Source organism: uncultured Bifidobacterium sp., assembly GCF_959020145.1.
Classification (GTDB): domain Bacteria; phylum Actinomycetota; class Actinomycetes; order Actinomycetales; family Bifidobacteriaceae; genus Bifidobacterium.
Genome location: NZ_CAUEQY010000010.1, coordinates 53,714 through 65,115 on the forward strand (window position 1 = coordinate 53,714; position 11,402 = coordinate 65,115).

The following is an 11,402-nucleotide window of genomic DNA, read 5'->3' on the forward strand; positions in this document are numbered from 1 at the left end:
AAGGAAACACCATGTCCGAAGGACAACAGCAGGATCCGAACACCAACGATCCGGGCGCGCAGGAGCCGCCCGTCGACTGGCATGACAAGTTCCTCGGCCAGAAGAAGGTCAATGGCGATCTCGAGGCGAAACTCAAGGCCGCCTACGAGAAGGCCGACCGTGTGGACGACTTGGAGAAGCAGGTCGCCGACTGGGAGAAGCGCGGCAAGGAATTTGACTCCGCGCAGGCCACCATCGCCGGACTGCAGAAGCAGGTGCTCCAGGCGAACGTCACCGCCGCAGCCACTGGCAAGCTCATCAATCCGGGTGACGCATTGAAGCTTATAGATTTTTCCGATCTGACCGCTGACGATCAGGGAGGATACGACCAGAACGCGATTTCCAAGAAAATCGACGCTCTGGTCGCAGCACATCCGTATCTCGCGCAAGGCGGGAACAAGGCTGGCCTGGCGGGAATCATCCCACCGTCGGGCGCCCGTGATGGCGATCATCAGGCGGGACAGCTTACCAGGGACGATCTGAAGAACATGACCACGAAACAGATCGACGAGGCGCGCCGCAAGGGCCGCCTGGATGATCTGCTCGCAGGCCGCAGCAAGTAAGGAGGCCACCAGCAATGGCAATCACCAATTTCATTCCCGAGGTATGGTCCGCCGCCATCCTCGAAGCCCTGCGCGCGAAGCTCGTCTTTCCGAGCCTGTGCAACCGCGATTATGAGGGCGACATCCGTGAGGCCGGCGATACCGTCCACATTACCGGATACGACGATGTGACTGTGCGCAAGTACGTCCGCGGCCAGGCGATCACCGTCGACGATGCCAATGACAAGGAAGCAGCCGTCCTTGAAATCGATCAGTCCGACTATTTCGCCTTCAAGGTCAACGATCTCAACAAGGCTCAGGCCAAGGCGGACATGACCGGAAAGTTCACCAATTCCGCCGCCTACAACATGATGAAGAACGTGGAGAACTACATCTCCAATCTCATGGACACGGCCGTCAGCACGCCAGCCAAGACCGTGGCCGTCGGCACCCCCGCCGACGCGTATCTCGCCGTCGTGGAAGCCGGACGGAAACTGGATGTTCAAAACGTGCCCGACGAGGGCCGCTGGCTCGTCGTCAGCCCCGACTTCTACGCGCTCCTGCTGCAGGACTCCCGCTTCATCGAAGGCACCGAAGCAGGTCATAATACGCTGCTCAACGGCGTGGTCGGCCAGGTGCGCGGCTTCACCGTCGTTAAGTCCAACAACGTGCCGCACAAGTCCGCCAGCCCGGACACGCAGTCCATTCTCGCCGGCACTAACGCCGCCGTGACCTTCGCACAGCAGGTCAGCAACGTCGAGGCCATGCGCATGCAGACCGACTTCGCCGACATGGTGCGCGGCCTCGATCTGTACGGTGCCAAGGTCATCCGCCCCGAGTGCCTGACCAAGATCACCCTGAATCTCTCCACCACCACCGGTCGTTCCCTGCAGGATGCGCAGGCCCCCGTCGTGAGCGATACCACCGCAGACGGCGACGGTGAAGAGGATGCTGCTGCAGGCAAGAAGAGCGGCAAGTAGTCGAGTCCGATGATCGGAGGCTGAAATGACCGCACTGGCCACCTTGGACGACCTGAAAAGCAACGGAATCGAAGTAACCGACGAGCAGACGGCAACCAGTCTGCTCGATTCGGTCTCCGACGCCGTCCGCTCGGCCGCCGGCTGTCCGATCACGCTCGGCGAATGGACCGTCGACATCCCCGGCGAACAGTCCAGGAAACTCGACCTGCCATGCAAGGCCGTCAGAAGCGTTTCCAGGGTGCTCATCGACGGCAAGACCGTCTACGACTGGCGACTCCTCGGATCCTCGCTCTACCGCGAAGAGCCATGGAGTCCCTTCGGGCGCATCCCGTCGGTCGTGACCGTCACCTTCACGGGCGGCTGGAATCCGATACCCGCCGACGTCGTCAGACTCGTCTGCTCGTACGTCGCGGCCGGACTCCACCAGCTCGAGGACGGTGGCCCCGGCGCACACGTCGGCGTCAGCTATGAGCGCGTCGACGACGCACAGGTCGGCTACACGCAAGGCGATTCCACCCAAATCGACGTGACCGAATTGCCGGAAGCGACCAAGCGCAGGCTGCGCAACCGCTTCGGCGCGAACGTTACGTCGATTGGAGTGTTCCGATGAAAATCAGCGCATCATTCCTCGCCAAGGCCCGCCGCGACGCGGAAAACCTCATGACCGACCATTGCACGGTGACCCGACCCGGCGAATCCACTACGGATCCGGACACGGGACTGCCGAACACCGGCACGGAGCAGGTGTACCAGGGCAAGTGCAAGGTGCAGACCTCTGGTGGTCTCGCCAGCGAGCAGGCCGAGGGGAGTGCTGCCCAGGCCATGGGCGCCGTAAGCCTCGTCTGGTCGCTCTACGTGCACTTTCCCTACGACACCAATGGTTTGCGTGCCGGAGACGTCGTGGAGATCACCGAATCCGCGAACCCGCTGCTGACAGGCAGACGGCTCAGGCTCGTCTCCCCGCAATCCGAGAAGACGCACGCCACCGCCTGCCGCTGGAACGTGAAGGAGGATGCATGAACGCCACGAGCCTGTTCGACGCGTCCGAGCTGACCGCCTTCGCCGACAAGCTGCTCGCCAAAGGCGTCGCCCGCCGCGCGGCGATCACCATGGCTGTGAAGAAAGGCGCGCAGAACGTCAAGAACGACCTGCGCGAAGACCTCTCCAGCTCCGGCAACAAGGCATTCCGACGCATCCCAATCACCTACACGGTGAAGGAAGCGCCGGGACGCATTTCCGCCGAGATAGGCCCTACCAAGGGCGGGGCTGGTTCGCTAGCCAATATCGCGTTCTTCGGAACCGCTAAAGGTGGTGGAACACACCGGTTCTACGAGCATGGCGAGGAAGAGCTGCCAAAGCTCGCGGAATATGTGGCTCGTGCCGCAGTGGAGGGATTCTAGTGCAGTCGATAATGACCTTGTCGAACACGATTCTCGACCATGTGCCAAAACCTGCGGATGGGTGGAAGGTCTTCAAGCAGACCACGCCAAAACCGACGGAGAAGCCACCGTGGGTGATCGAAACGGTCACCACGAACGGGCACATCGTCGGGGAGACGCAACACGTGCATTGCGGCATCGGCACTCTGCTGGTGCGCATCGTGAGCACCACCACCGATTCCGTCAACGTGCTGGCCGATGACCTCATGATTCCAGCCTTGGCTGGAAAACGGTTCGTCGCGCACGGGTTCGACACTGGCTGCCTGACGTTGTTCTCCGATTCCGGCGCATATGCGGCCGGACTCACCGCAGAGGACACAAGCCTGCTCTATCAGGTGCGCCTATTGACTTTCAAATTCAACTGGTCACGCATGTGACCCAATATTTATAAGGAGGAGTCATGGTTTTGACTCTTGGAACTGAAGTTCCTTCCACACCGGCGGACGGTCTGGTCAACACGATCTGGGTGCCGTCCATCAAAAACATTCAGAAGCCGACCGCTGCAGAGATCGGCGCCGGCACCGACCTGAGCAACTACGTCACCCTTGGCGGCTGGTCATGCTCGCCGTCGCAGGATTCCATCTCCGACCAGCGCGAGAACAGCGCGCAGGATTACGAGAATCCCGGACGCAAGAAGATCAGCGGCCCGAGCGTCGAGGTCATCGACAACACCAACACTTCGCATTCCACGCAGAACATGGCAATGGAGACGTTGACCGAGGGTGCGGAAGGCTACTTCGTGCGCCGCTATGGCAAGCAGACGGATTCGACTTTTGTCGCCGGCGACATCGTGAACGTGTACGCGGTCCGCGTCGGCATGAGCGCCAAGGTGGCGATCGCCGCGAACAGCATCCTGCGCAGCAAGGTCAATTTCTCCGTCCGGGCTCCAGGCTGGGCGGAGAACGTGAAGGTCGCCTGATTCATTCTTCCCGCATCGGACTTTCGTTCCTTTCGCCGGCGCGGGACCCTCTTTTTTCTCTTCCCCAGTAAAGGAACATGAATATTAGAGCGAAGGAACAACAATGCTTAAAGTCACCAGGCGCACGCGCGAGGTCGACATCATCCTCAACCAGCAGATCGCCGAGGACATCGCCAGATTGGGTGATACGCTGTCCGAGGAGACCACGCGCGAACAGATTACGGAGGCCGGGACGAACCGGCAGGCTAAGGCCACCGCCAAACGCATCGAACAGCTGCGCGAACAGGCGGATGCGGAGACATTGAAGCTCACGTTGCGGGCGTTGCCGGTCAGCAAGTGGGCGCAGGCATTGGCCGCGCACCGCAATGAGAACGGCACGAACGACATGTTCGGCACCGCAGCCGCGGCATTGCCGCTCATGCTTGATTCCGCGACCATCGGCGGCAAGCCGGTAGCCGACGAAGACAAGACCGAACAGGCGTGGCGCAATCTGTTCGACGAACTCACCGATGGCCAGTTCACGCCGATCTGGCAGGCCATCGCCGAACTGAACGGCACCGCAGCGGACCCAAAAGCGGCATTCGACCTCGCCTCGAAGGTTCTCCGCAACTAGTCGAGGACCTACGGATCTGCCGCCAGCTCGGCATCAGCTACAAGCGGTTCATGGGCTGGCGGCCGAGCAGGGGCGATGAGGTCGAATGGGATGAGACGGAGCGTAATTGGATGCGCTCGTTGGCGGAATACGAACGCTCGTTGTGCCCACTATGCGGTTTGCCGCGCTCGATCTGCCAAGACCCGAAGGCCGAACTTACATTGCATGCCGAAACCAGCGTCTGCTGGGCCACCGCGCACATGCAGCAGGCCATGAAACGGTGGACTGATGCGAATGGCAGGGACAATCCGGCCGCGAACGCGTTGACCGCGCACCTGACCTGTTGACATTTTTGGAGGATGCTTTGGCTGAGAACAAGAACATCGTCATCCGGCTGATGGCCGACACCGCCTCATATGAGGCGGCGATGACCCGCGCCGGAAGCACCGCGAAAACGGTCGCTTCGGGCATGGAGAACACCGGCCGCAAGAGCGCGCTCATCACCAGCGGCCTCACCGCCGCCGGACTCGCCGCCGCCGCTTTCGGCGTCGCATCCATCAAGATGGCAGCCGACTTCGACCAGCAGATGAGCACTGTGCAGGCCAACACCGGAGCCACCGGAGCTGAACTCGACCAACTCCGCCAAGCCGCCATCGAAGCAGGCGCAAGCACCGTCTACTCCGCCAGCGAATCAGCCGACGCGATCAACGACCTCGGCAAGGCCGGCATGAGCGTCACCGACATACTCTCCGGCGGCCTGACAGGGGCCCTCAACCTCGCCGCCTCGGACGGCATGGCCGTGGGCGACGCCGCGGAATACATGGCTAACGCATTGTCGATGTTCCACTTGTCCGGCAGCCAGGCTTCGCAGGTCGCCGACACGCTCGCCGCTGGCGCTGGCAAGGCAGTCGGCAACGTCAGCGACTTCGGAGAAGCGCTCAACAACTGCGGCGCGCAGGCCAACAGCTTCGGCATGAGCATCCAGGAGACCACCGGCGTCCTCAGCCTCTTCGCCCAGAACGGCACCATCGGCGCCGAAGCCGGCACACAATTGAACAGCATGCTCATGAAGCTCGCCGCGCCATCCAACGACGCGGCAGCCACCATGAAGGAGCTCGGCATCAGCGCATACGACGCTTCCGGCAACTTCGTCGGCATGGCCAATTTCGCCGGACAGCTGCAAAAAGCCGAGAAAAACCTCACGCAGGAACAGCGCAACCAGGCGAATGCGACAATTTTCGGCAGCTACGCCATCAAGGCCGCCAACTACCTCTACGACGCCGGAGAGAAAGGCGTCAGGAACTGGACCAAGGCGGTATCCGAAAGCGGATACGCAGCCGAACAGGCAGCGGCAAAGAACAACAACCTCAAAGGCGACCTCGAAAACCTCTCCGGCAGCATGGAATCGCTCATGATCTCCATCGGCGAAGGCGCGCAAGGGCCACTGCGCAAACTCGTCCAGGGGCTTGACACCCTCGTGGACTCCTTCGCCAGCCTTCCGGCCGGCGCGCAGCAGACCATCATCGTCATGGCCGCTCTCGGCGGCGTGCTCGGCGGCGTCCACAAGGCCGCAAGCAATCTCAACGGCAGCACCAGCACGATGGCCAACAACATTGGTCTGGCCATCGACCCGATCCAGCGTATGAAAAGCGCTCTGGCCTCCGCGCAGACCGCCTTCCAGATGTTCCGTGCGAGCGGCATGAGCGCGCAGGAGCAGATGGAGGCGTTCGGCACGAGCGCCAGCAGAGCCGAACTGAAAACCGCCGGATTCAAAGCCGTCGGCAGCAGCGTCATGAGTCTGCTCGGCGGACCGTGGGGCATCGCCCTCACCGTCGCCGGAGTGGCGCTCACCTCATTTATTGAGCGCCAGCAGAAGGCCAAGGAGGCCACCGAACAGCTCCAGTCCGCGCTTGAATCAGGCAGTGACGTCCGTAGCACCATCGCCGACTCCTACCAGAAGATGAACTTCGCCGGAGCCGACATGACGCATTGGATGGGCGAGGCAAAGGTCAGCCTGACCGACATGACCAGCGCAGCCATGGGCAACAAGGACGCGACTGACAAGGTCAACGCCGCGTTGAAGGAATACGGCAAGCAGGGCCATTCGCAGATGGCTGTCGCGCAGAAGATGCGCGACAGCATCAAGGACGAAGCCAAGGCATACAGCGAAGCCAAGGAACAGACCAAGCAGAAGGCCGCAGCCACCAAGAACGCCGTGGACGCCGACGGCAACGCATCGAAGGCCGCCAAGGACACCGCCAGCGCGAACAAGGACCTCGGAAGCAGCGCCAAGGACGCGGCCGAGGAAATCGACGGACTTGTCAAATCGCTCTTCGGCTTGGAATCCAACAACCTGACCGCCGACGAGGCCGTGGACCAGCTCAACCAGAAGATCGGCCAACTGTCGGACACCTGCAAAGACAATGGTCGAGTGTTCAACGAGAACGGCGACCTGCTCGACCGATTCAGCGAGAAGGGCACAAAGACCAGGCAGGCCTTGGAGGATATCGCCAGCAGCGCGCAGAACGCTGCGGAGAAGATACTCAAGCAGGGTGAGAACACCAACTTCACCGGAGGCGAGATCGAACGCGCCAACGGCGTCCTGCAGGATGCGCGCGAAGCCCTCATAAGGCAGGCCGAAGCTTCGGGCATGGGCGAACAGGCCGCTAACGCTTTGGCGGACCGGTGGGGTCTGAGTTCCGACAGCATCAAAGCGGCGATCGACAACATCAAGAAGACCGCCGAAGGCAACCAGCCGAAGCTCGACGTGGACGACTCCAAGGCCAAGAAGAAAACCAAGGATTCCGAGACCAACCTCGACAAATTCAACAAGAAGGTTGCGAAAGCCAAGCTCGAAGCCGACGACAAGAAGGCCACGGACAGCGCCAAGAAGGCGCGGAAGATGATGGACGACTTCGGCAAGAAGCACGTCAAAGGCACCATCGACGCGACCGACAAGGCATCCAAGAAGGCCAAGACCGCATCCGCGAACGTCAACAAGCTCAACGGCAAGAAGGCCACGGCCAAACTCGACGCGAAAGACAACGCGTCTCCGAAGGTCGACAAGGCCAACTCGAAGAAGCTGACCAACAAGCGCAACACCTTGGACTCCACGGACAAGGCCACGCCGAAGACGAACGCGGCCAACTCCAAGAGGCTCAAAGACAAGCGCAACACGCTCGATTCGGCCGACAAGGCCGGACCGAAGGTCGACGCCGTCAACCGCAAGAAGCTGAACGACAAGAAGAGCACCGCCTCGGTCAACGACCAGGCGACTCCGGTGCTCCGGTTCATCAACAACTTCAAGATCGCGGACAAGAGCTTCACCGTCACGGAGAAAACGAAGAAGGAAGGCGGTTACACAGGCGGCATGTTCACGGACGGCACCTTCCAGCAGTTCGCCGGAGGTGGCATGTTCTCCGGCTACGTGGATCCGGCATGGGCGCCCGGCAATGGTCTGAGCGACAGCGTGTACCTGCTCAACGCTCGTCTCGCCGCGGGCGAGTACACGCACAATGCCGCGGCCACGGCCTATTACGGCGTCGATACCATGCGCCTGCTGAACGAGCGGAAGATTCCACGCGAAGTGTTTGCCACAGCCAATCAGATGACAGGCAATCAGGTCAGCATACAGGTTGATACCGCTTCCGTGGTGGCGGCGATAACCAGCCTGCACAACGATCTTGGCGCGATCATCAGCGCCGCGTCCGATGATTCGACGGTCGGCGATCGTGACTTGGGGAGGTTGATCCGCAGATATGCGCGAGCTTAGATACGCGTCGCATGATGGCACGGTCATCGACCTCAACACCGATAGTCTGTGGGTGGCCGACCTGCAGGAGATGCGCGGGTACGCATGGACGTACACTTTGGCCACTCGCGGTATCAAATCGGTGAGCCGGAACGCGTCGACGGCGAAAATGACCGTCCGCACCACGGATCCGTCAAGATTGGACGTGGTGCAGACGGCTTTCGATTCGGACGTGCAGGCGGTTACGCCAGGCACGTTGACGGTGGATGGCGAATGGTTCCAGCGGGCGTATGTCGTCGGCTCATCGCTCGGTCTCGTGCCATGGCCGGAATACGCGCAAGTCGATTACACGATTGTCCTTTGCGATGGTGTTTGGCGTCGCGCGCTGCCGGTGCAGCATTTCTTCCCGATGACGCCAGGCACCGGTTCGCAGATTGACCTCCCCCTGGACCTGCCGACCGATTTGGCTCCGTCGAAAATCGCCTTGACGGTGAATAATCCGACCGGCGAGGCCGCCGAGTTCACTGCGGTCATTTTCGGACCTTGCGTCAACCCGTCTTTCCAGATCGGCGGCAACACTTATGCGGTTGATGTGACGGTGCCGGAAGGCGGTCATGTGTCGCTGTCGGCCACTGGATTGCGGAAGACGATAACGTTGACAGCTGAAAACGGCGACGTTTCGGATGTTTTCGACAAGGGCGTTCGTGGCAACGGCAGGGGAAGCGGCTCATATGTTTTCGAGCCGATACCGGCCGGAGATTCGCTGTTGACGGTTTCCGGCAATTATGGCATCGATTTGACCATGTTTGACGTTTCGGGAGGTGTGCCTTGGCTGACGTTATCCTCGCCGACGGCAAGCTGACGCCACGTGCGATCGTTTCGCAGGTGACGTTGGATTGGGCTTGCGGCACGGACGAAAACGACTTCGAATTGACCATCGACGATCCGGATGCGCCGGAAATCGAACGTGGTTGGTATTTCTGGCTTGACGGCAGTGACGTGGGCGGCCGGATCATCGACCGTCGTGTGACCGTTTCCGGTGGCGTGTCCACGGCCATGTGGATCGGCCAATCGTGGACTGGCATGTTGGCGGCGAAGATATTGCAGCCGGACGCGAATCAGGATTACCTGACCGTCTCCGGCAAGCTGCCTGACATCCTTAAAAGCCTTTTGAAGCGCATCGGTTTGGATTCGGTGTTTACCGTCGATTCCTCCGATGCTTCCACTTTGTCGAATTGGATGTTCCGAAATCCACGCTACGTGGACGCCTACACAGGATTCCGTAATCTGCTCGCATCCTGTGGCAGACGCCTCGATTTCCAAGCCAAGGATAATCGCATCCTGCTTGGCATCACGCCGGTCGGCATCATCGACAACACGATCGATTCCGACTTGGTGGACTTCAAGGCCGAAACCAACTGTCGCGCGGTGAATCATCTCATCGGCCTTGGCTCGCAGGAGCTTAAAGATCGTCTGGTGGTCAATTATTTCGCTGATGCAGCCGGTGCGGTGAGTCAGACGCAGACGCTCATTGGCGTCGATGAGGTATGCGCCACATACGACTATTCCAACGCGGATTTGTCCACGCTGCAATCCGAGACGAAGAAACATCTGCAGGAGTTGCAGACCGGTGGTTCAGTCGAGGTGACGTTGTCCGATGAGGTCGGTGATGGTCTGCACGTGGATGACAAGATCGTCGCGACGGATCAGGCTTCCGGTGTCAATGTCACCGCCGTGGTGACGAAGCAGATTGTGAAAATCGATTCCGGGATTTTGACTTCGACGTTCGAGGTCGGACTGCCGGTGCAGTCGGCGAATGCGAACTATTCCGGCTCTTCCTCTTCGTCTTCCGGTGGTTCGCCTGGTGGTGGCGTGTCTTTGACGGCTGGTCGTGGCCTGTCGATTTCAGGCGGCACGATAAACGCGGATGTCGATTCTGATGATTTGAATGCCGTCAGGCAGGTTGCCGAGGCGGCTAACAAGACGGCTTCCGATTACGCGGCGCAGATTGGAGCGGCGAACAAGACCGCCGAGGATGCGAAGACCGTTGCGGATGCGGCGAAGAGTGTGGCCGATGGTGCGAAGTCGGGCATGATGACCGACGGTGAACGGTCTAAGCTCGCTTCGGTCGAACGGGGCGCGAACGCCTACGCGCTGCCGAAGGCGTCCACGGACGTGTTGGGTGGCGTGAGGGTGGATGGTTCCACGATTGTGAGCGTGGACGGTGTGATAAGCGCCCATGTGAACGGTGGCTCCGGCAGTACGGGAAAGGTCGTGTTTCCAATCGGCTATGTCGTGATGAACACGACCGGTGTTGACCCTGCGGTGGATTTCGGTGGTACGTGGAGGCAGTTGCCTTCGCTTGGTTGTTCCATGTTTGAAAGGATTGGATAGTGAAGTCTGACGGTTACTCGAAGTACGTGTGCGACAAGTGCGGCAAGACCGCGTATGTCGCAGCTGGCGATACGGAGGCGCGTGAATGGTTCACCGTGCGCCGGTATTCCGCTGGCAAGGCGACCCGCATCGCGGATGATGTGACGCCTGACATCTACGAATTGTGCTCCCAGTGCAATGCGTCTTTCATGGCGTTCATGCAGAAGGACGACGCTTCTTTTGAAGCATGGTTGAAGGAGGCTGAACAGTGACCATCGAACTTGTTGACGGCAAAGCCGGAGTCGCGCACATCTCGAGCGAGGACAAGGCGATCATCCATCAGGCCAAGTTTTCGAAGTCCGACGTGGTGTTCGACTGGGGCGACGCGTTCAAGTGTTCGATGAGTTCGCCCAACAGGGCGACGATCGGCACCGGCTGCGCGTCGATTCAAGGCTTGGACTGGCATATCACGGCGGCGGAATCCGTGACGATCTCCAACGGGTCGCAGGGCGTGAAACGCAATGACATCATCTGCGCGCATTACCATCGAGATTCCAAGACCGGTAATGAGCTGGTGGAATTGACCGTGTTGAAGGGCACGCCGAACGCGACGACTGCCGCCGACCCGACCATTCCGTCAGGGAAGATACTGTCCGGCGCGGTTGACGCGTACATGCCGTTGTGGCGTATCCCATTGGACGGTATCACGGTCGGCACTCCGGTGCGCCTGTTCACGCCGAAGGGGGCTTTGTGGGATTCCGTAACCC

14 protein-coding genes are annotated in these 11,402 nt (G+C 60.4%); all 14 read left to right on the plus strand.

Translation table 11 applies throughout. The annotated features are described in order from the left end of the window. Window positions 1-11 precede the first annotated feature (11 nt). Window positions 12-602 carry a hypothetical protein gene (locus Q5H33_RS05025; protein ID WP_038444725.1) on the plus strand — a complete coding sequence of 197 codons (591 nt, stop codon included), beginning with the start codon at window positions 12-14 and terminating at the stop codon, window positions 600-602. Between the two features lie 14 nt (window positions 603-616). After that, the gene (locus Q5H33_RS05030) at window positions 617-1,561 is read left to right on the plus strand and encodes a coat protein (protein ID WP_302423348.1); all 945 of its coding nucleotides are present in this window, start codon (window positions 617-619) and stop codon (window positions 1,559-1,561) included. 25 nt (window positions 1,562-1,586) lie between these two features. Further along, entirely contained in the window at window positions 1,587-2,171 is a 585-nt protein-coding gene (locus tag Q5H33_RS05035) for a hypothetical protein (RefSeq protein ID WP_302423350.1), read from the plus strand. Beyond that, window positions 2,168-2,581 carry a DUF6093 family protein gene (locus tag Q5H33_RS05040; RefSeq protein ID WP_080716525.1) on the plus strand — a complete coding sequence of 138 codons (414 nt, stop codon included), beginning with the start codon at window positions 2,168-2,170 and terminating at the stop codon, window positions 2,579-2,581. The genes Q5H33_RS05035 and Q5H33_RS05040 overlap by 4 nt, the downstream gene beginning before the upstream one ends. Further along, the gene (locus Q5H33_RS05045; RefSeq protein WP_038444721.1) at window positions 2,578-2,961 is read left to right on the plus strand and encodes a hypothetical protein; all 384 of its coding nucleotides are present in this window, start codon (window positions 2,578-2,580) and stop codon (window positions 2,959-2,961) included. The genes Q5H33_RS05040 and Q5H33_RS05045 overlap by 4 nt, the downstream gene beginning before the upstream one ends. A gap of 11 nt (window positions 2,962-2,972) precedes the next feature. Next, entirely contained in the window at window positions 2,973-3,377 is a 405-nt protein-coding gene (locus Q5H33_RS05050; RefSeq protein ID WP_038444719.1) for a hypothetical protein, read from the plus strand. Between the two features lie 23 nt (window positions 3,378-3,400). Further along, window positions 3,401-3,919: a hypothetical protein gene (locus Q5H33_RS05055; protein WP_151911844.1), complete on the plus strand. Its 519-nt coding sequence runs from the start codon at window positions 3,401-3,403 to the stop codon at window positions 3,917-3,919. Between the two features lie 103 nt (window positions 3,920-4,022). Next, a complete protein-coding gene (locus Q5H33_RS05060; RefSeq protein ID WP_038444717.1) occupies window positions 4,023-4,532 on the plus strand; it encodes a hypothetical protein in 510 nt (169 codons plus the stop codon). Window positions 4,533-4,582: 50 nt separating this feature from the next. Continuing rightward, complete coding sequence (locus Q5H33_RS05065) at window positions 4,583-4,858, plus strand: hypothetical protein (RefSeq protein ID WP_038444715.1); 276 nt, start codon at window positions 4,583-4,585, stop codon at window positions 4,856-4,858. A 17-nt stretch (window positions 4,859-4,875) separates the two neighbouring features. After that, on the plus strand, window positions 4,876-8,283 hold the full coding sequence (locus Q5H33_RS05070) for a phage tail tape measure protein (protein ID WP_302423355.1): 3,408 nt from the start codon (window positions 4,876-4,878) through the stop codon (window positions 8,281-8,283). Then, the gene (locus Q5H33_RS05075) at window positions 8,270-9,124 is read left to right on the plus strand and encodes a hypothetical protein (RefSeq protein WP_046999279.1); all 855 of its coding nucleotides are present in this window, start codon (window positions 8,270-8,272) and stop codon (window positions 9,122-9,124) included. The genes Q5H33_RS05070 and Q5H33_RS05075 overlap by 14 nt, the downstream gene beginning before the upstream one ends. Then, entirely contained in the window at window positions 9,091-10,656 is a 1,566-nt protein-coding gene (locus Q5H33_RS05080; RefSeq protein ID WP_046999280.1) for a hypothetical protein, read from the plus strand. Before Q5H33_RS05075 ends, Q5H33_RS05080 begins: the two co-directional genes overlap by 34 nt. Continuing rightward, window positions 10,656-10,907, plus strand: a complete 252-nt coding sequence (locus Q5H33_RS05085; protein WP_038444712.1) for a hypothetical protein — start codon at window positions 10,656-10,658, stop codon at window positions 10,905-10,907. Before Q5H33_RS05080 ends, Q5H33_RS05085 begins: the two co-directional genes overlap by 1 nt. Then, window positions 10,904-11,402, plus strand: a 499-nt coding sequence (locus tag Q5H33_RS05090; RefSeq protein ID WP_302423359.1) for a hypothetical protein, incomplete at its 3' end; no start/stop codon positions are given. The genes Q5H33_RS05085 and Q5H33_RS05090, both read left to right, overlap by 4 nt.